Here is a 17321-nt window from a genome sequence, read left to right on the forward strand (position 1 = left end):
GCTCTGTCTATTCTTGTCTCATAAACCACTGAACACATTGAAAGGCCATATAAAACGGCTCAGTACCAAACGTTGCACAAGGTTCTGGTGGCTGAATCTCAATTACACCATCGCACTTGGAAATTATTCTAAGCGTTGGGCATACTTCTGACTTCATTTTAGTTGTAGATATGAACCATGACGTCATTAAGCCAGATAGAACCGCAATTTTTGGAATTTATGCAGCAAGAGATGCAAGTAGATGCAGCTCATGATCTTAAACACGTAAAACGCGTGGTCAAAACAGCGAAACAGCTCTGCAAAGAAGAAAATGCAGACATCGCGATTGTATTACCGGCTGCCTATTTGCATGATTGCTTTACTTACCCGAAAGATCACCCAAATCGCAAAGAGAGCTCAATCATCGCAGCCAAAAAAGCGGTCGCATTTTTAGAGAGTATCGATTATCCGCAGCAATATCATGATGCCATTGCTCATGCGATAGAGGCACACAGCTTTAGCGCAAACATCAGGCCAAATACGTTGGAAGCCAAAATCGTCCAAGATGCCGACCGTCTGGACGCTTTAGGCGCAATTGGCGTGACGCGATGCATTCAAGTCAGCACTCAATTTAACGCGCAACTTTACAACGACAGCGATATATTTGCCGAAGAACGTGAACTTAACGATAAACAATTCACTCTGGATCACTTTCAAACCAAGTTATTCAAAATCGCTGAAACCATGAACACGGAGTCAGCGAGACGCGAAGCGCAAAAACGCAAAACCTTTATGCAAACGTACCTAGAGCAGTTACACGACGAGGTAACAGCGTAAATGTCAGAAAGCTATACGTTAATTAAAGAGCTTAAACGCCAACTAAAGTTAGCTGGGCTGCATTATGCGGATGTTGCACAACACCTTAATTTAAGTGAAGGAAGCGTCAAACGTTTACTCGCTGAAGGTCAGCACATTAGCCTTGAGCGCTTAGAACGAATTTGCCAATTGATTGGTTTAGAAATGGCGGAACTATTTAAGCTCGCGGCTGCGCACAATAAAGGTCTAGAGTCGCTAACGTTAGAGCAAGAAAAGCAGCTGGTTGACGATAAAGCCCTGCTGCTCGTGGCGATCTGTGTTGTAAATGGCTATCAGTTTGAACAAATCGTTCAGCAATATACCTTCAATGAGTTGGAACTGGTGCAAAAGCTTGCTCATTTGGATCGGCTGAACATCATCGACTTGCAGCCAAATAACAAAATTCGTTTGCGTATATCTCCGACATTTAAGTGGCAGATGGGCGGCCCTATTCAACGGTTCTTCCAACAGCAAGTTCAAGACGCCTTTTTCCAAAGCTACTTTTCTGGTGAAGATGAAAAGTTCTCCATGGCAACAGGATTGATGAGTGTACCAACCAACAAGAAGCTACAACAGAAACTGCAAAAGGTCATCGATGAGTTTTATCAGGCTTGCCAAAGTGATAGCTCTCTCGATATGGACGAAAAACACGGCACCTCTCTGATTATTGCGATGCGTCGCTGGACGTTCCCTTTATTTGAACCATGGGAAAGAAAACTCACCAATAAGTCTCGCAATTAGTAACTCAATAAACAAATGGAAATAAAAGTAACGAATTTCGTTACTTTTGGTGGCATACAACGTCACTAGAAAGAGAAAGCTGGTTTAATCGTTCATTGAGCATAAAGTGCTCCCATCTCATTCGACTTTGTTTAATCGGGGCCCGTATGTTTTTCTCAAAACGCTTTTTTCCTTACTTTGTGACGCAATGCCTTGGCGCACTCAATGACAACATCTACAAAAACGTTCTGTTATTGATGGTGACATACAGCCAAATTGATAACCTACCAATATCCGTCAATCTATTCGTTAATTTGGCGGCAGGCTTATTCATCCTACCTTTCTTTCTATTCTCAGCGCATGCTGGTGCCGTCGCTGACAGCATGGACAAAGCCAAATTAATCCGACGTCTAAAGCTCATCGAGCTGGCTATCATGTCTTGCGCAGCAACCGCTATTGCCACCCAAAGTGCCATGCTTATGCTGGTTCTGCTGTTTATGACAGGCACTCAATCGGCCTATTTTGGCCCCGTGAAATACGCCTTACTACCACAAGCGCTCAAACCAAATGAGCTTGTTAAAGGAAATGCTTGGGTTGAAATGGGCACGTTCCTTTCGATTCTTATAGGTACGCTTAGTGCAGGCCTGCTGCTATCCATTCCTAATGGTACCGTGATTACCTTGTCTTTGCTTGGGTTCATGAGCAGCGTGAATATTCCAGCGATGCCTAGCCAATCAAATGACAAAGCGAAGTTTGAACCGATTTCTGGTTTAAAGAACACGTTAAAAGTGGCAAAAAAGCAGAGAGGCATCTGGATGTCTATTCTTGCCATCAGTTGGTTCTGGTTCATGGGTGCGACTTACCTAACTCAATTCCCTAACTTCGCACGCGAACATTTGTTTGCAGACAGTACTGTCGTTTCTTTACTGTTGGCATTGTTTTCCATTGGTATCGCTACAGGCTCTTGGTTGTGTGAAAAGCTCTCTTTCAACCACGTTGAGCTTGGTATTTTGCCATTCGGTATCCTTGGACTGACAGTGTTTGGCGTCGACTTGCTATGGGCAGTCCCGAGTTATCCATCGCTTCCGGTGCACTTTTATGATGTGCAAAGCTTCGTTGCTGAATCCAAACATCTGCGCGTCATGATTGACCTGTTCCTTGTTGGTGTAAGCGGCGGTGTCTTTATTGTTCCTCTTTATGCGTTCATCCAATCGCGTTCAAACAAGGGGAATGTGCACGTGCCATTGCTGCTAACAACATCATGAATGCATTGTTTATGGTGGTGTCTGCTTTGGTTTCGATCGTTGTACTCAGCGTACTAGATCTTTCTATTGTGGAACTGTTTGCCATGATGGCAATAGGTAACTTCTTCGTGGCAATCTATGTCTATCGTCAAGTACCGGAATTTACACAACGCTTTATCAGTTATTTACTCAGCCATTGTATGTATCGTGTGTCTGTAAAGGGGCGTCAACATATTCCTGAACAAGGTGCTGTGTTAATCGTGGCTAACCATGTTAGCTATGTCGATGCGTTGATTTTGATGGGAACCTCTACTCGCCCGGTTCGTTTTGTGATGGACAAGTCCATCAGCGAGCTACCTGTTCTTAAATATGTATTCCGTCATGCCGGTGTTATCCCGATCTGTTCTCCACGTAAGTGTGCCGACACTTACCGACGAGCATTTGAGGAGATTGAACAAGCACTTTACGACGGTGAGGTTGTCTGTATCTTCCCTGAGGGTCGTTTAACGTCTAACGGTCAATTGGGTGAGTTTCGCCCTGGTGTAGAGAAAATCCTTGAACGTAACCCTGTTCCTGTCATCCCTATGGCGTTAAAAGGGCTTTGGGGTTCTTTTTTCAGCCATAAAGGCGGACATGCTCTCACAAAACGACCGACTCGTTTTTGGTCAAAAGTGGATGTTGTTATCGGTGAAGTGTTAAGTCCTGCGTCTTTAAATCGTCATCAATTGCAACAACAAGTACAGGATTTACTGGGCTGAGTCGCTTGCTACAGCAGTCAAACTTTGCAGCAAAACGTAAATATGCACCACAAAGCACAAGTAGTTTCTTGTCAATTAGAGTAGGATATCTACGACGTCATAAATCTAGGAGGTATTATGAAAATCATCATCTTACATGGTCTTTATATGCATGGGCTGGTCATGCAGCCTCTTAGCCAAAAGCTGAGAAAACTCGGATACGAAACGCAAGTACTCAGCTATAACACCGTTGCTATCGATGAGTCTTCACTGTTTGATTCTATTGATCATTCGCTTAATCCACTGACCACAAACGTGCTCGTGGGACACAGCTTGGGAGGCTTGATGATTAAGCGCTATCTCGCCAACAGAAAACCGAGCACTAACTTAATCTCTCATGTTGTCGCTATCGGTTCGCCTCTGAAAGGCGCGTCCATTGTAGGTCGAATTCAAGATCTCGGATTGGGTGCAATTTTAGGCAATTCGCCACACCACGGATTAAACAAACATGATGACGCTTGGGATTTCCCTCAAAAACTCGGCAGTATCGCAGGAACGATGCCGATTGGCGCTCGCCCATTGTTGATCCGTAATGACAACACCATGTCGGACGGTACCGTTACCGTAGAAGAGACAAGACTGGACGGTATGCAAGATCATATCGAAGTGAAGCAAACGCATACGAGCCTGATTTACAACACCTTCGTGCCGCAGCAGATTGATCACTTTATTCGCACAGATTATTTCCGTCGATAGCACACTTTTCCATCATACAGATGGAATCGACTTTCCAAGCTATTCAGTTCGCAGTACTATCCTAGCTCCACTTCTTCACAACTTGGATGAAGTGGTACATTTTTAATTGTTCTCAGGGCGGGGCGAAATTCCCCACCGGCGGTATACTTTTTCAAGTGAGCCCGCGAGCGCTCGATTCGTCGAGGTCAGCAGATCTGGTGAGATGCCAGAGCCGACGGTTATAGTCCGGATGAAAGAGAATAAGAATACACCAGCATAGCGAGTCAGATCGCTAAGAATGCTGGTGCACTTCTTTTTGATCGTATTTTACGGCGATCTCTCATACCGCCCTGATTCTGGTGAAATTTAGGAGTTAACCATGAATCAGTCATCACTACTTGCCGAATTCGGCGACCCAATTACTCGCGTTGAAAACGCACTTATCGCTTTAAAAGAAGGCCGTGGCGTACTGCTTCTTGATGATGAAGATCGCGAAAACGAAGGCGATATCATTTATTCAGTCGAGCACCTCACTAACGAGCAAATGGCATTGATGATCCGCGAATGTAGCGGCATAGTTTGTTTGTGCTTAACAGATGCTCAAGCAGACAAACTGGAACTGCCTCCAATGGTGGTAAACAACAACAGCGCAAACCAAACCGCATTTACGGTTTCTATTGAAGCGAAAGTTGGTGTAACAACGGGTGTTTCAGCAGCAGACCGCGTAACGACCATTAAAACGGCGGCAAACCCGCACGCAAAACCGGAAGATCTTGCTCGCCCGGGTCACGTATTCCCTCTGCGCGCACGTCCAGGTGGTGTAATGACTCGCCGTGGTCACACAGAAGGTACGATTGATCTGATGCAAATGGCAGGGCTTCAACCCGCTGGCGTACTGTGTGAAGTGACCAATCCAGATGGCACGATGGCAAAGGCACCGGAGATCGTAGCATTCGGTCGCCTGCACAACATGCCGGTACTGACGATTGAAGACATGGTAATGTACCTGAACCAGTTCGAGTTGAAACTGGCATAGTCAGATCTCAGCTCTTGAAAAAAGCCGCGCATTTGTGCGGCTTTTTTGATCGATCCTCTTTGCACTTGAGTAGTTATACTTATTGAAAACAAGGGGAACAACACCATGAAAGAATTACTGAAACTCACCGCTCTCGTTAGCTTTCTCTCCATGAATTCGCTTGCTCTTGCATCTGAGTGCCCTGATATTCTTCAAGGTAAGCAAAGGTTGTTAAACTCAACGGAAGAAGTCGATCTATGCGAAAGCTTTAAGGGAAAGACACTACTAATCGTCAATACAGCAAGCCAGTGCGGCTTCACTCCTCAGTTCGAACAGTTAGAAACCCTCTATCAAACTTACAAAGACCAAAACTTCACCGTTATCGGTTTCCCGAGCAATGACTTTCGACAAGATAGAGGAAGCGAAACAAACACAGCGAAAGTCTGTTATCTCGATTACGGGGTAACCTTTCCAATGATGGCACGCTCTTCAGTATTAGGTGTAGATGCGAATCCAGTCTTCAACCAGATTACTAACCAAGCAGGCATAAAACCAAAATGGAACTTCTACAAGTTTCTAATTAGCTCTGAAGGTAAAGTTATTGCTACTTTTCCAAGCTCCACATCACCGACAAGTACTACGCTTACCAATATGATAGAGCAACAATTATAAGGTGACGACCATGACAACACGCTCAACCATGCTACAACTCGGTTACTTAGGCCTGGTTCCATTTGTGTTTAGTTTAGGGCTGATTTTCGCTGACATCTCACTCTTCAATTTAAGTGGTCAGCAATTTTTCATCGCATATAGCGCCGTTATATTAAGTTTTTTATCCGGCATCCTTTGGGGTAATGGCATTGAGCATTACTACCATCGCCTTAGCCGAAATATATTAATTCTCAGCAACCTTTTTGTCTTACTGGCTTGGGGCGCATTACTGCAGGGCCACAAACATTACGCAGTCGCAACCCTACTCTTAGCAATTGGGTACCTTGCTGTTTGGTATGCAGAAAAGCTCGTGAGGAAAGTCGAACAAGACGCCGAGCCCAAGGGATATCAAGGAATGAGGAGCAAACTGACCTTCGGCGTAATCGTAATGCACGGATTGGCTTTAGTTTCATAACCTGGTCTGTCCAGTACTAAGATCACAAAAAAACGTCTTTTTATAAAACAATGTTTATTTCGTGAATGCACACATATTTTGAACACTGTTTTGTTTCATTTATGAATCAATCCACATATAAGTAATTCAAAGCATTCACAAAGGATATGAATATGTTTTTTCGCAAACTTTTGTTTAGCACTGCGATGATCAATGCAACGACAGGTTGCGTGTCTTACCAGGCACAACAAGCCGCCGCTCAAACAGTAAATAATACAGGCGCTGTGCTTACCAATGTGATTAAAACCACGATTGCTCAGCCATGTAATGTTGCAATCACTGCTGCTAGCTTGTTTTATCCGCATGCCATATTTATGACTAGTGTTCCGACTCAAGCATGTACAAGCGTTCTTAGATAATACGAAAGTGATAAGCATAAAAATGGCGACTCTACCGTCGCCATTTTTAAGCTTCAATGCTATTTACAGTTACAGCGTCAATAAGTAATTAACTAATTGATTGTACTCGTCGTAAGTACGAATTTCGTTGGCCAAAACAATGTATTTATTGTTCACAACCACACCCGGAACCCCTCTTAACGTGCTGGCAGAGAATTGCTTATCAAAACCTTTCTGCATTGAGTTTACGGCGAAACTGTTGTACGCCGCATCAAACTTCTTACCTTCTACGCCATTATCAACGAAGAGTTGTTTCAGCTCAGCTTCGTCTTTTGGCGCTTGTCGCTTTTGATGAATTTGGGCAAACATGGCAGGAATCATTGTATCTTCAACTCCTAGCGACACCATCGTCGCGTAGGACTTGGCCATCGGAATCGCCATATCTCCGCCCATGAACCCCACATGCACCTTTTCAAACTTTGCCTCTTTTGGCAGAGCAGGTTTTAAACGCTCAATAAGCGACTCAAACTTGTAGCAATGTGGGCAATAAAAAGAAAAGAATTCCGTCACAACAGGTTTCGATGCTTTCTTTACATCCAGAACTTTGTAGTGCTTCCCTTCTTCAAATTGCGCTGCATGAGCGGTAAAAGTCAGTAAAAGTGCACTACATAAGGCAAGTAGTTTTTTCATTGTTTATTTCCTTGTGGCATTCAAATGCCAAATCATTTCATTTGGTAAAAAGGGGTAAACCCCAAGTAATTTGAGATGAGGAATTAAACAATCGGAGGGCGATAAAGCTTGGTGATCACTGTCACTACTTTTTCGACTAGAGGCCTACCAATCAAGGCAAGGCTATAAGGAAGAAGCAGTAAGTCGTTTTGAGATAAGTTGGCGGGAATTTTGACCATGCAGGAAGAGCTACAACTCGTGTGAGATTGTTGTGCCTTATTGATGGCTGACTCATCGTGATGTGATTCTACGCAGTCGTCATTGACGCCAAGTTGTTTGTGCAGAGCAGCCTGTTGAACAATAAGATCGCGTACTTCAATTGTTTTCATCGGAGCGGAAGCCTGCGCCACAGGAGCGACACTACTCAAAAGCATAGCAACTAAGCAAACTATCGCAGTGAACAATGTACGGTTAAACTTCAACATAGCTACATCAAGGAAAATGGTGATTTAAGATAATACATGATAACGGTTTGACTTCAAGATACGGACTCTCGGCTCGCTAACAAACTCTGTTCTTTGACTATTTTAGGCTAGTGAATTTTCTCTCTAACGCTCCCTCAGTACACGAAACCAGGACAACGAGCTATTCACCGTTCGGATACTCCCCTCATCAGATACCAGCAACAATTCGATAAAACTTGAAATCATTATGAAACACGAGTAATAGTTAGAACGGTTTTTGTACGAACAAGGAAAGATCAATGCTTAAAAAGAGATTCTTTAAGACAAAAGATGAAGTCGAAGTCACGTTCGAGCTAGATAAAGATCAGTGGGACTCTGTCCAAATTGCTGGAGACTTCAACAACTGGCAGCCAGAACCGATGAAATTAGTGAAGAAAAGTCGTCAGTTTAAATTTAAAACCCGCTTACCTAAAGCGCAGAACGTTCAGTTCCGTTACTTGCTCGATGACGCGAAGTGGGAAAATGACCCACAAGCTGATGCTTACGTTCCAAATGCATTTGGCAGCGACAACAGCGTCGTGTGTACCACCGAATAAGCGGTAATTTCGCTTTAAGATTCCATACCTAGGCGCAAACGTTGCGCCTTTTTGCATCTCTCTAAATGTGATAGGTGATTAGATTTAAATCATTAATTGGCAATTTTATCCAATTAACTCATCCGATAACCTTATTCTGAGAAAGCTTTATTTGAAATAATTCGTAAATTTGTTTAAGTTCCATTGATATTAAATATTGTATACATCACTTAAATGAACGCACAACAAATCAAACCATCTCTAATCATTGTGGAAGACGATCCCAAATTACAAACTATGTTGGGTGAGTATTTTGTTGAACAAGGTTTTCAGGTCAAATGTATCGACAATGGGACGGACGCACCTAATGCGATTATTGACACACAACCAGACGTGGTGCTGTTAGATTTGATGCTACCCGGGCAAGATGGTCTGAGTGTATGTCGTCAAATCCGAGAATGCTACAAAGGCAAAGTGTTGATGCTGACAGCAAGTGATGATGACTTCGATCATGTCGCCGCATTAGAAATAGGCGCAGATGACTTTGTTACTAAACCCATCAAACCTCGCGTATTGCTAGCTCGTATTCGCATGCTATTAAGAAGAAAAGAGGCGGCGCCTACCGAGTCCGAAAACTGCCTACAAATTGGTGTTCTGTGTTTAAACCGGTTGCGTAAATCGTGCGTAATGAACCAAGAAGAAATTGCGCTGACAGACGGCGAGTTCGATTTGTTGTGGGTTCTTGCTACGCATGCTGAAAAAACACTATCACGTGAGTGGCTGACCAAAACACTACGTGGTATTGAATACGATGGAACAGACCGCACCATTGATAATCGCATAGTGACACTGAGAAAGAAGCTAGGCGATGCTTCTTGCTCACCACAAAAAATCATTACCGTTCGCGGCAAAGGCTACCTATTTATGCCTGATGCATGGAATGAATAATGAGACGGATTTATCTGGAAAGCTTTGTTGGCCTTATCATTCTGTTTATGGCTAGCTTGTGGGGATACGAGTTCTTAGTTTATGAGATCAACACAGATTATGACTACCTATTACAAGAGCATGAGGGTCAAGCTTTTCACGATCTGATCTACCCTATCTATAAAGAACACGGATTAGAATATACTCAACAACAGTTGGAACAATTTGCCACATCAAGCCATCGTTTGTTGGTGCCTCATACGCTTGAAGAGCTTCCAACAGACATCAAAAAGGCGTTTGAAAGTGATACCTCCGTTAACGTCGCTTACGATGAAGAAAGGGATATCTGGTTCCGCCTAGATGCGAGCACGCCTATCTTTAAAATGAGCGATAATCCGAATAGTCCTGTGGTTAAAGCTGCCAACTTTGATGACAATATCGTTTGGTTGTTCTTTTTAGCTGGATTTGCTCTGTATTGCATATTGTTGATCTGGTTCTTAAGCCGTCGGATTCGAGAGCTAGAGAGAGTGACCGTTGAGTTTGCCTCAGGTAACTTCAAGGCTCGAGCTAGTACCTCAAGCGCTAAGTCTGTTGGGACGTTAAACAAAAGCTTTAACACGATGGCCGATAAAGTATCTCGCTTGATCACTAGCAATAAAATGCTAACTAACGCCGTTGCACATGAATTGCGTACCCCAATCTTCCGCTTACAATGGCAAGCAGATTTGTTATCGGATTCAACCTTAACTGAACAACAGAAAAAGTATGTTTACAGTATCGTCGAAGACATTGACGAGATGGAAGAAATGGTTGAAGAATTGCTTTACTACGCAAAGATGGAGCGTCCTGACACAGCATTACAAACTCAAGAAGAAGTCGTCCTATTCAACTTAGTCAAAGAGTTACGACAGAGATGGCAAAAAGAGACTACGCTCGCTATCTCGCTTCAAGAAGTAAACTCAGAAAACGTTCTTGCGTTTGCTGACCCAAAATTGTTAAAGCGAGCCTTAGATAACTTGCTGCGCAATGCAATGCGGTACGCAGATAAGCAGATTTTAGTAGAGATAAAACACGATCAGCACCGCTGCTTCATCAATGTTCATGATGATGGCATAGGTATTGAAGAAAAGCATTGGCCTCATCTATTCGAACCATTTTACAGCGCGGATGAATCTCGCAACAAAAAGACGAGCGGGTTTGGGCTCGGTTTGGCGATTGTCAGACAGATAATGGAGCTTCAACGTGGAGAAGTTTCGATTTACCATAGCCCACTTGGAGGAGCTTGCTTCACACTTAGCCTCAAAAAATCAGACAGTTAACTTAACCTTCCTACCCCGTTTACAGAAGACGACACTTCAATACACTCAAGCGACAGAGCCCAACAATAAAACAGTGTACATTTAATCCATAAGATTCACACACTAAATGGATAGTACTCATGTATAAATCTTTTATCCTGATTATGGCGCTTACTTCTACGCTTACAGCTTGCGCCTACAACCAAAAACCTGTCGTCGACATGACCAATGTCGACCCTAGTACATATGAACAAGACTTTCTTTACTGCCAAGGCTATGCAGAAAATGTCGACAAATCAGAGGCAGCGAAATCTGAAGCCACTAATGGGGCAGTTACAGGCGCATTGATCGGCGCAGCTGCTGGTGCGCTAGAAGACGGATTAGGTGGAGCGGCTGTCGGTGCTGCTGCCGGCGGTGCTGTAGGAGCTGGAGCTGGTGCTTTGAGTGGAACAAATGATTCAACCAAAACTCAATCTCTCGTATTGCGTAAATGCCTCCAGCACAAAGGCTATACCGTCTACGATCTTGATTAAATAAGCACTTTTCTTAAATTATCGCGCGATGGATTCTATTCACAAATGTTTCACGCTGTAACGATTAATCTCGTTACCTCTCTGGGATATGTGTTCCATCCCAATGCTTAAATAGTAAGGTCATATTTTGAAGCCAGGTAAAACAGGTATACGCCGTGTCATGGATGCGACCGGCTATTCATTTCAAGGATTGAAAGCCGCATGGACACACGAAGCCGCTTTTAGACAAGAATTGATTCTCGCCTTGGTGCTTTCCGTCTGTGCTTTTTTCCTTCCTGTCACCACATACGAAAGAGTGCTGATGATCAGTAGCCTGTTCTTGGTATTGATCGTCGAACTCATTAATTCCGCCGTAGAAGCGGTTGTCGACCGTGTTAGCGATGACTGGCACGAGCTCAGTGGTAGAGCCAAAGATATTGGCTCAGCAGCAGTATTTGTTGCGTTAACTCTTGCCCTTTTTATTTGGGCTTCGTTCTTGCTCTAATTTTTATTCAAGACACTCATAATGAAGACACATGATTTACAACAGAGAGGTATCTCTTACGTTACCTTTACTTTCCTGTTGGCGCTGTATTTCGCTCTCGTCGTAAATATCCCTATTTATAAAGAACTGATCGGCATCTTTACACACTTAGATAATGTCAAGATTGGATTTATTATCACAATACCAATTTTCTTTCTTGCCGCGCTCAATTTCCTTTTTAATTTATTTAGTTGGCCTTGGATCGGCAAGCCGTTCTTTATAATTTTAATCATTGTTTCAAGTATGGTGAGCTACGCAAGCTATAACTATGGCACACTTTTCGATTCTGGAATGATTGCCAATATTGTTGAAACCGATTCGAGCGAGGCGAGTTCTTACCTGAGTGCTCACTCTGTAATTTGGACGCTGATTATGGGAGTTATCCCAGCGATAATTGTCTTTAAGGTCAAGCTGCAATCTCAACGTCACCAATTACTGTACTTCTCTGTTACCAAATTAGTATCGATGCTGTCGTCGCTAGCTGTCATCGCCGTCATTGCCAGCGTGTACTATCAAGACTACGCATCTGTAGGGCGCAACAATAGCCACCTAAAAAAAATCATCATACCCACCCAGTTCGTTTACAGCGCGACCGGGTATGTGAAGGAGAAATATTTCACCACGCCAGAGCCATATCGAGAAATCGGCACAGATGCAAAACAGTCAAATAGCGCCGTACAGCAAGCACAGAGCAAACCAACACTACTGGTTTTTGTCGTAGGAGAAACCGCTCGAACTCAGAACTACCAACTCAATGGCTATACACGAGAGACAAACCCTTATACTAGTAAACTGGATGTTATCTCATTTCAAGACGTCGCGTCTTGTGGCACCGCGACTGCTGTATCTGTGCCTTGTATGTTTTCACAGCTCACGCGAAACGAGTTTGAACGCGCCAAAGCGGATAACCAGGACAATGCTCTCGATATAATGCAGCGCGCCGGGGTTGACCTCATTTGGAAAGAAAATGACGGTGGGGATAAAGAAGTAGCCCACAAGATCAAGAAAATCGAAGTTGATCGAAAGCAAGTAAGCCCTATGTGTAATGGCCAAACTTGTTACGACATGGCGCTATTAGATCATTTTGATCAGGAAGTCGCGGATATGCACGGTAACCGAGTGGTCGCCATGCACCTTATAGGAAGCCACGGTCCGACCTACTTTCAGCGTTACCCAAGAGACAACGCCTTCTTTAAACCAGACTGTCCACGTGCAGATATCGAAAACTGTAGCATCGAACAAATAGTGAACACATATGACAATACAATACGCTACACCGATCTTGTATTGGCAGAAACCATCAAAAAACTTAAAGCGTTAGAGTCTGAGTATAATACTGCGCTAATTTACATATCGGATCACGGTGAGTCACTAGGCGAAAACGGATTGTTCTTACATGGTATGCCTTATGGCCTTGCACCAGATTTCCAAAAACGCGTTCCTTTGATTATGTGGCTGTCTTCGGGCTTTAAACAAGCGAAGCAGATCAATACCGACTGTTTGTATAAACAAGCACAGAATGCAGGCCAATACTCACATGATAACGTGTTCCACTCTTTATTAGGCATTATGGATGTACAAACTCAAGCCTACGATAGCAAGTTAGATATATTCAAAGCCTGCCGAGCCGTTTCCTAAATCATTCAATAAAGCCTGGCTCAAAGTGTGAATCAGGCTTTTTCTAACAAGGTATTTAAACTCATCGCCGCGCCAAGCATTATACTGACAGTCCGCGATCCATACATCGAGATAAGGACTAGGATGAAAATTGGTATTATTGGTCTAGGGGATATCGCTCAGAAAGCATACCTTCCTGTTATCACTCAGCTTCCAAATATCGAACTTGTATTTTGTACCCGCAACCCAAACACACTTGAGAGCCTGGCTAAGCAGTATCGAATCTCAGAGATCTGCCAAGACTACCAGCAACTTCTGCACTTTGGCGTCGATGCCGTCATGATTCATGCGGCAACAAGCGTACACCCTCAAATAGCGGCATTTTTTCTGCAGCATGGAATTCCAACCTTTGTCGACAAACCATTAGCGAATAGTGCTGATGACGTAGAAAAGCTGTACGACATTGCCGAAAAAGAGAGACAGCCACTCTATGTGGGCTTTAACCGTCGTCACATTCCACTTTACAACCAACATATGCCACAAGTGCAGCAAGGCAACATATCTGACTTAAAGTCGCTACGCTGGGAAAAGAACCGTCACCAACTACCGGGGGATGTTCGTACCTTTATATTTGATGATTTTATTCACCCATTAGACAGCGTTAACGTCACAGCCAAAGCCGATCTAAAAGATGCTTATGTAACTCATCAACTTGAAGGTGGTCAGTTGGCGCGTTTAGATATTCAGTGGCAACATGGAGATACTTTGCTCCACGCCTCTATGAATCGCCACTTCGGTATCACTACAGAGCGCGTTCAAGCTTGTTATGCAAACAAGGCAGTTGAGTTCGACTCCTTCGTTGAAGGCAAACTATGGCAAGCTAACCAAGAGCAAAAAATCAATTTGAAAGACTGGACGCCAATGCTGACGAGTAAAGGTTTCCATTCGATGTTGCTCGATTGGTTTGGCGTCGTTGAGTCTGGAAATATTGCTGATGAAGTAGTAACACGCAACATTGCCAGCCATCGATTGGCAGAGCAAATTTGTCAATATCTCGAGAAAGTTGTCTCTAGATAATGCGATTCTTGGCTATATGCTTGATTGAGTATTACGCTCTATACTAAAAAGACTTGCATTAAGGAAGGCATTCATTCTCTGTTAAGACTACGGCGATTATTCTATCAATCAGGTGAATGAGGGCACAAAAGCACACATCGACAAAACAGACGGTTTAGATTTGTTTTACGGTGCTCTCAGGTATCTGAATCATCACATTCAAGAATAAAGGAAATAGAATGAGAACACTTGGTAACATCATTTGGTTTGTATTTGGTGGCGTATTTATGGGGTTGCTATGGTGGTTTTTTGGTATTTTGGCCTTTATTAGCATCATCGGAATACCTTGGGGGCGTGCGTGTATCGTTATGGGTAATTTTTCCTTTTTCCCATTCGGTAAAGAGGCCATCTCACGCGATGAATTGACCAATGAAATGGACATTGGCACGAGTCCGCTCGGCGTTATTGGTAACGTCCTTTGGTTTGTATTTGCAGGCCTTTGGTTAGCTATCGGTCACGTACTTTCTGCCGCAGCATGCTTTGTCACCATAATCGGCATTCCGTTTGCGCTCCAACACCTCAAGCTAGCGGTTATTTCACTCGCACCAATTGGTAAAACGGTTGTATCGTCAGAAGAAGCTGCAATGGCTCGATACAACATCAATCGTTAGCAAAAAGCTAATGCGCTTTCTATCCTCTGGGCAGTCATGCTCAGAGGGTAACGCCCGTCAAAAGTAAGCCTATAATCGCTATCGCATATTCAATAATGGCTGATTGTATATTCATACCGTCACCTTTACGTTGAAGTTTATCCTAGCTCAGCACTGCTTTACTTTTATAATTAATCAATACACCCAAGTGAGTTCAAGATGCTAGACTCATAGCGTCGTCACTGATTCAAACTCCAAGAACGACGTAACGAAAAAGCGAGCTATCCTATGCTCGAAATATGGGTTCTTTCCCCCTCGAAGTAGAGTTCAACAACAAAAAAGACGAACTATAAGCATAGCCAAAATTAATGCTTTTCGACCTAAAATATCTCACATCACTCAAAGAAAGCTTCTAAGATTTTCTCTTTTTGAGTAAATATAGAGAGTTACAGTAGCGAAATTCTTCTCGGTAAAACTCCCCACTCAATCTCATGATCAGTTTTTTTAAAAAACAACAAAAATTCGTTGTTATCTAGAGTAATTATTTTATTTGTCGCAGAGCAATTCCATCAATATCATTTGCGACATCGGAGTGCTAGAGCATTGAACTTTTTAGCATTTATCACAGGTATAGAACGTAAAAAACCTTTTATTACTTATTTTTCTTTTTACATATGTTCTAACTCAACGTCTATTCAGACAGGAATATACCGTGGATAAATATCAAGCAGCTTATGCTAAGCGTCTAGAGAAACTAAATGGGGATCCATCTCCTAAAACGATAGCCCGCCTTTCGGCTTGGGATGCGTTTTTTAACAAGGAGTACGAGCTCCAAGACTTGGAATACCAACTATCGGACGCAGCGCACCAGCACTATGAACAGTCGCATGCGAAGAGCGACATTAGCTTCAAAGAATTCAAACGAGCGTTTTATAATGAATCCATCAAAATTTACAATTTAACGGATGGCGCTTCTATCCAGAAAGTATTCACCCCATTACTTTTGCTTACAACGCTCTGGATAGTGTTTGTATGCCTATTTAACAAGTGATCATCAAACTATTCCAACAACGATCAGTATGGGACTACAGGTATGGCTCTATGTAAGGGGGCTAGTCGGCTCTCCTTCACTAAATTAGCGACTCAATTACCCGCAATTCCATAGGCTAAAAGTGACAAGGGCATCCATCGATGCCCTTTTTATTCAAAGGAACGCAACCTAGACCTTTGGCCCACTTGGGTATAAAACCATTATGCGTTAAGCTGCACGCTATTATCCGATTGATAAAGAGTGGAGCGAAGTGATGGAAAAAGTAGGCTCTCGAGCATTGATTGTCGAAGGTGGAGCCATGCGAGGCGTATTTTCATGCGGCATACTCGATCATTTTCTTGCTAGCGAGTTTTCTCCATTTGATAGCTTTTGGGGAGTGTCTGCGGGTGCTAGCAACTTGGCTGCCTACTTAGCTAAAATGCCCGGACGTAACTTAAAAATCTACCTCGATTACAGCTTAAGAAAAGAATTTATCTCTCCATCTCAACTTCTACGTGGTGGTGATATGATGAACTTAGACTGGATGTGGAATGTCACCCTCGAAGAACTTGGCATCGATAAATCTGCGCTCAAAGCTGATTCACGACCTTTCTTTTTAGGCGTGACGCGTCAAGACAATGGGCAAGCGGAGTACCACCTTCCTGATGTCGACGACTTGGCAGAAACAATGAAAGCCAGCAGCGCACTGCCTGTACTTTACCGAAATGGCGTATCACTGAACGGAATTCAATACGTTGATGGTGGCGTCTCAGACGCACTTCCTGTTGCAGAAGCAATAAAGCGAGGAGCCAAAAAGATTATGGTTTTACGCAGTCAGCCCGCAAGCTATCAAAAGCCAAGAGGAAGATTCAGCGCCCTAACTAGGAGGATGTTGAAAGAAACGCCCGGATTAATTGAACCTATGTTGACACGTGAAGTTCGCTACAATCAGACCTTAGCGCTGATCAACAACCCACCACCTGGTATCGAAATCATTCAAGTGTGTCCTCCTGAAACATTCAAGTTGAAACGGCTGAGTCGATCGCCAGCACCACTGCGTCATGCTTATGAGTTAGGAATTGAAGCAGGAAAGGAAGCCATCATACGCTGGAGTCAGAAGTAGAAAAAAGCCACGTGGATTAAACGTGGCTAACGCAAATTCGATGGCAGTGGATTATCGTATTTGCTTCT

General features: G+C 43.4%; 19 protein-coding genes, 1 pseudogene and 1 riboswitch. Of the genes and pseudogenes, 18 read left to right on the forward strand and 2 right to left on the reverse strand.

Features of this window, described 5'->3' with window-relative positions:
- The first annotated feature begins 177 nt into the window (after window positions 1-177).
- The 8 genes and pseudogenes from R7P80_RS10270 to R7P80_RS10305 all read left to right on the forward strand — a co-directional run bounded on the left by R7P80_RS10270 (window position 178) and on the right by R7P80_RS10305 (window position 6809).
- Window positions 178-816 (forward strand): HD domain-containing protein, encoded by a 639-nt coding sequence (locus tag R7P80_RS10270; protein WP_017819864.1) that lies wholly within the window; start codon window positions 178-180, stop codon window positions 814-816.
- Window positions 817-1575, forward strand: a complete 759-nt coding sequence (locus R7P80_RS10275; protein ID WP_042522681.1) for a helix-turn-helix domain-containing protein — start codon at window positions 817-819, stop codon at window positions 1573-1575. It begins immediately after the preceding gene.
- 146 nt (window positions 1576-1721) lie between these two features.
- Window positions 1722-3556: pseudogene (locus R7P80_RS10280) on the forward strand (MFS transporter).
- A gap of 117 nt (window positions 3557-3673) precedes the next feature.
- Window positions 3674-4291 (forward strand): hypothetical protein, encoded by a 618-nt coding sequence (locus R7P80_RS10285; protein ID WP_005373653.1) that lies wholly within the window; start codon window positions 3674-3676, stop codon window positions 4289-4291.
- Between the two features lie 104 nt (window positions 4292-4395).
- Window positions 4396-4536: riboswitch (FMN riboswitch) on the forward strand.
- A 113-nt stretch (window positions 4537-4649) separates the two neighbouring features.
- Window positions 4650-5306, forward strand: a complete 657-nt coding sequence (gene ribB / locus R7P80_RS10290) for a 3,4-dihydroxy-2-butanone-4-phosphate synthase (protein ID WP_005373655.1) — start codon at window positions 4650-4652, stop codon at window positions 5304-5306.
- Between the two features lie 105 nt (window positions 5307-5411).
- The gene (locus R7P80_RS10295) at window positions 5412-5957 is read left to right on the forward strand and encodes a glutathione peroxidase (RefSeq protein ID WP_225491542.1); all 546 of its coding nucleotides are present in this window, start codon (window positions 5412-5414) and stop codon (window positions 5955-5957) included.
- A 10-nt stretch (window positions 5958-5967) separates the two neighbouring features.
- On the forward strand, window positions 5968-6411 hold the full coding sequence (locus R7P80_RS10300; RefSeq protein ID WP_005373660.1) for a DUF3429 domain-containing protein: 444 nt from the start codon (window positions 5968-5970) through the stop codon (window positions 6409-6411).
- 152 nt (window positions 6412-6563) lie between these two features.
- On the forward strand, window positions 6564-6809 hold the full coding sequence (locus R7P80_RS10305) for a hypothetical protein (protein WP_005373664.1): 246 nt from the start codon (window positions 6564-6566) through the stop codon (window positions 6807-6809).
- Window positions 6810-6878: 69 nt separating this feature from the next.
- Here R7P80_RS10305 and R7P80_RS10310 read toward each other — a convergent pair whose 3' ends face one another.
- Entirely contained in the window at window positions 6879-7478 is a 600-nt protein-coding gene (locus tag R7P80_RS10310; RefSeq protein WP_005373667.1) for a thiol:disulfide interchange protein DsbA/DsbL, read from the reverse strand.
- Between the two features lie 83 nt (window positions 7479-7561).
- Window positions 7562-7942: a hypothetical protein gene (locus tag R7P80_RS10315; RefSeq protein ID WP_225491541.1), complete on the reverse strand. Its 381-nt coding sequence runs from the start codon at window positions 7940-7942 to the stop codon at window positions 7562-7564.
- A 278-nt stretch (window positions 7943-8220) separates the two neighbouring features.
- On the opposite strand from R7P80_RS10315, the gene R7P80_RS10320 reads away from it, so the two are divergent.
- From R7P80_RS10320 to R7P80_RS10365, 10 genes are all read left to right on the forward strand, one after another.
- The gene (locus R7P80_RS10320; RefSeq protein ID WP_005373671.1) at window positions 8221-8517 is read left to right on the forward strand and encodes an isoamylase early set domain-containing protein; all 297 of its coding nucleotides are present in this window, start codon (window positions 8221-8223) and stop codon (window positions 8515-8517) included.
- 213 nt (window positions 8518-8730) lie between these two features.
- Window positions 8731-9444 (forward strand): response regulator, encoded by a 714-nt coding sequence (locus tag R7P80_RS10325; RefSeq protein WP_104980484.1) that lies wholly within the window; start codon window positions 8731-8733, stop codon window positions 9442-9444.
- Complete coding sequence (locus R7P80_RS10330; RefSeq protein WP_213879782.1) at window positions 9444-10742, forward strand: ATP-binding protein; 1299 nt, start codon at window positions 9444-9446, stop codon at window positions 10740-10742. Before R7P80_RS10325 ends, R7P80_RS10330 begins: the two co-directional genes overlap by 1 nt.
- A gap of 119 nt (window positions 10743-10861) precedes the next feature.
- Window positions 10862-11254 carry a hypothetical protein gene (locus R7P80_RS10335; protein ID WP_005385575.1) on the forward strand — a complete coding sequence of 131 codons (393 nt, stop codon included), beginning with the start codon at window positions 10862-10864 and terminating at the stop codon, window positions 11252-11254.
- Between the two features lie 127 nt (window positions 11255-11381).
- Complete coding sequence (locus R7P80_RS10340; protein ID WP_017635149.1) at window positions 11382-11738, forward strand: diacylglycerol kinase; 357 nt, start codon at window positions 11382-11384, stop codon at window positions 11736-11738.
- Between the two features lie 21 nt (window positions 11739-11759).
- Window positions 11760-13415: a phosphoethanolamine transferase gene (locus tag R7P80_RS10345; protein ID WP_085569161.1), complete on the forward strand. Its 1656-nt coding sequence runs from the start codon at window positions 11760-11762 to the stop codon at window positions 13413-13415.
- Between the two features lie 123 nt (window positions 13416-13538).
- A complete protein-coding gene (locus R7P80_RS10350) occupies window positions 13539-14471 on the forward strand; it encodes a Gfo/Idh/MocA family protein (protein ID WP_115386524.1) in 933 nt (310 codons plus the stop codon).
- A 218-nt stretch (window positions 14472-14689) separates the two neighbouring features.
- On the forward strand, window positions 14690-15121 hold the full coding sequence (locus R7P80_RS10355) for a YccF domain-containing protein (protein ID WP_005373685.1): 432 nt from the start codon (window positions 14690-14692) through the stop codon (window positions 15119-15121).
- A gap of 691 nt (window positions 15122-15812) precedes the next feature.
- On the forward strand, window positions 15813-16151 hold the full coding sequence (locus R7P80_RS10360; RefSeq protein ID WP_017635147.1) for a hypothetical protein: 339 nt from the start codon (window positions 15813-15815) through the stop codon (window positions 16149-16151).
- A 253-nt stretch (window positions 16152-16404) separates the two neighbouring features.
- Complete coding sequence (locus tag R7P80_RS10365) at window positions 16405-17253, forward strand: patatin family protein (RefSeq protein ID WP_005373688.1); 849 nt, start codon at window positions 16405-16407, stop codon at window positions 17251-17253.
- Window positions 17254-17321: the final 68 nt, after the last annotated feature.

Origin of the sequence: Vibrio sp. 2092, assembly GCF_033339635.1 — a bacterium.
GTDB classification, from domain to species: Bacteria; Pseudomonadota; Gammaproteobacteria; order Enterobacterales; family Vibrionaceae; genus Vibrio; species Vibrio alginolyticus.

Coding starts and splice junctions, on each gene's coding strand:
- R7P80_RS10305 (WP_005373664.1), top strand. CDS start 6,564: ATGTTTTTTCGCAAACTTTTGTTTAGCACTGCGATGATCAATGCAACG.
- R7P80_RS10310 (WP_005373667.1), bottom strand. CDS start 7,478: ATGAAAAAACTACTTGCCTTATGTAGTGCACTTTTACTGACTTTTACC.
- R7P80_RS10345 (WP_085569161.1), top strand. CDS start 11,760: ATGAAGACACATGATTTACAACAGAGAGGTATCTCTTACGTTACCTTT.
- R7P80_RS10320 (WP_005373671.1), top strand. CDS start 8,221: ATGCTTAAAAAGAGATTCTTTAAGACAAAAGATGAAGTCGAAGTCACG.
- R7P80_RS10300 (WP_005373660.1), top strand. CDS start 5,968: ATGACAACACGCTCAACCATGCTACAACTCGGTTACTTAGGCCTGGTT.
- R7P80_RS10285 (WP_005373653.1), top strand. CDS start 3,674: ATGAAAATCATCATCTTACATGGTCTTTATATGCATGGGCTGGTCATG.
- R7P80_RS10325 (WP_104980484.1), top strand. CDS start 8,731: ATGAACGCACAACAAATCAAACCATCTCTAATCATTGTGGAAGACGAT.
- R7P80_RS10330 (WP_213879782.1), top strand. CDS start 9,444: ATGAGACGGATTTATCTGGAAAGCTTTGTTGGCCTTATCATTCTGTTT.
- R7P80_RS10355 (WP_005373685.1), top strand. CDS start 14,690: ATGAGAACACTTGGTAACATCATTTGGTTTGTATTTGGTGGCGTATTT.
- R7P80_RS10315 (WP_225491541.1), bottom strand. CDS start 7,942: ATGTTGAAGTTTAACCGTACATTGTTCACTGCGATAGTTTGCTTAGTT.
- R7P80_RS10295 (WP_225491542.1), top strand. CDS start 5,412: ATGAAAGAATTACTGAAACTCACCGCTCTCGTTAGCTTTCTCTCCATG.
- R7P80_RS10335 (WP_005385575.1), top strand. CDS start 10,862: ATGTATAAATCTTTTATCCTGATTATGGCGCTTACTTCTACGCTTACA.
- R7P80_RS10275 (WP_042522681.1), top strand. CDS start 817: ATGTCAGAAAGCTATACGTTAATTAAAGAGCTTAAACGCCAACTAAAG.
- R7P80_RS10365 (WP_005373688.1), top strand. CDS start 16,405: ATGGAAAAAGTAGGCTCTCGAGCATTGATTGTCGAAGGTGGAGCCATG.
- R7P80_RS10350 (WP_115386524.1), top strand. CDS start 13,539: ATGAAAATTGGTATTATTGGTCTAGGGGATATCGCTCAGAAAGCATAC.
- R7P80_RS10270 (WP_017819864.1), top strand. CDS start 178: ATGACGTCATTAAGCCAGATAGAACCGCAATTTTTGGAATTTATGCAG.
- ribB (WP_005373655.1), top strand. CDS start 4,650: ATGAATCAGTCATCACTACTTGCCGAATTCGGCGACCCAATTACTCGC.